We start from the raw sequence: 1,328 nt of genomic DNA, 5'->3' as shown, positions 1-1,328 counted from the left end.
TGTCTGACGTCAGCACCCGTGGGACAGATTTGGGGATTTGAATAACGGAGGATTTCTGGTTCATCTTATCGATTAGGAGATCGAGATGACGAAGAAACCGCAGACATCGAAAGACGCCGCCGAGAAGGTAGTTAAAAACATCCGGCGCAAGACCCGGCAAACCTATTCAGCTGAAGAGAAGATCCGCATTGTATTGGCGGGCTTGCGTGGCGAGGAAAGCATCTCAGTGTTGTGCCGCCGTGAAGGGATCGCAGAGAGCCTGTATTACAGCTGGTCGAAAGAATTCTTGGAGGCAGGCAAACGCCGTCTGTCTGGGGACACGGCACGTCAAGCCACATCGCCTGAAGTGAAGGAGCTGCGCTCAGAGTCGCTGGCCTTGAAAGAATGCGTCGCCGATCTGACTCTTGAGAACCGTCTGCTCAAAAAAAGCATGACAGGAAGTGGGGGATACGAGGAATGAGGTATTCTGCTTCAGAGAAACTGGAAATCATCCGCACTGTGGAGGGTTCGCACCTACCCACCAAGATGACCCTCGACATGTTGGGCATCCCACGCACGACATTTTACCGATGGTATGATCGCTACGTTGATGGTGGCTTCGATGCACTGGCCGATGGATCGCCGCGCCCGAAGTCGGTCTGGAACCGTATCCCTGATGCAAGGCGCGATGGTCTGATTGAGTTTGCACTCGAACACGAGGCGCTGTCGACACGGGAATTGGCGGTCAAATACACCGATGAGAAACGGTATTTTGTCTCTGAATCATCAGCTTATCGCATTCTCAAAGCTGCTGATCTGATCACTGCCCCTGATTATGTCGTGATCAAAGCGGCTGACGAGTTCAAAGATAAAACGACAGCTATCAACGAGATGTGGCAGACAGACTTCACCTACTTCAAGATAATTGGTTGGGGCTGGTACTATCTCAGTACAATCTTGGATGACTACAGCCGCTATATCATTGCATGGAAGCTTTGCACCAACATGCGGGCCGAGGATGTGACGGATACGATCGAGCTGGCGTTGACTGCGTCCGGTTGCGACCAAGCCGTCGTGCGCCACAAGCCACGCCTGCTCAGCGATAATGGCTCCTGCTATATCTCTGGTGATCTGGCTGAATGGTTGGGCAAGCAAAACATGAAGCATGTCCGTGGTGCACCGTTCCACCCACAAACTCAGGGCAAAATAGAGCGTTGGCACCAGACTATGAAGAACCGCGTCCTGCTGGAAAACTACTACCTACCTGGCGATCTCGAACGCCAGATCGGGGCCTTCGTCGACTACTACAACAACCAACGTTACCACGAGAGCCTCAACAACGTCACACC

The 1,328-nt window shown here is 52.6% G+C and carries 1 protein-coding gene; it reads left to right on the top strand.

The genetic code is table 11. The features are described from left to right. Nucleotides 1–85 precede the first annotated feature (85 nt). Nucleotides 86–1,328, top strand: a protein-coding gene (locus tag J3L16_RS15780) for an IS3 family transposase (RefSeq protein ID WP_207614023.1) whose coding sequence is annotated in 2 segments (ribosomal slippage) — nt 86–422 and nt 422–1,328 — 1,244 coding nt annotated over the 2 segments. Because the reading frame shifts where the segments join, the coding sequence is not laid out codon by codon here. This gene is flagged as partial in the annotation.

The sequence above is a fragment of the Alteromonas sp. 5E99-2 genome, from assembly GCF_017368475.1.
In the GTDB taxonomy this organism is placed as follows: domain Bacteria; phylum Pseudomonadota; class Gammaproteobacteria; order Enterobacterales; family Alteromonadaceae; genus Alteromonas_F.
Note: the sequence above shows the minus strand (reverse complement) of the source record. Positions and strands in the feature narration are given on the sequence as shown.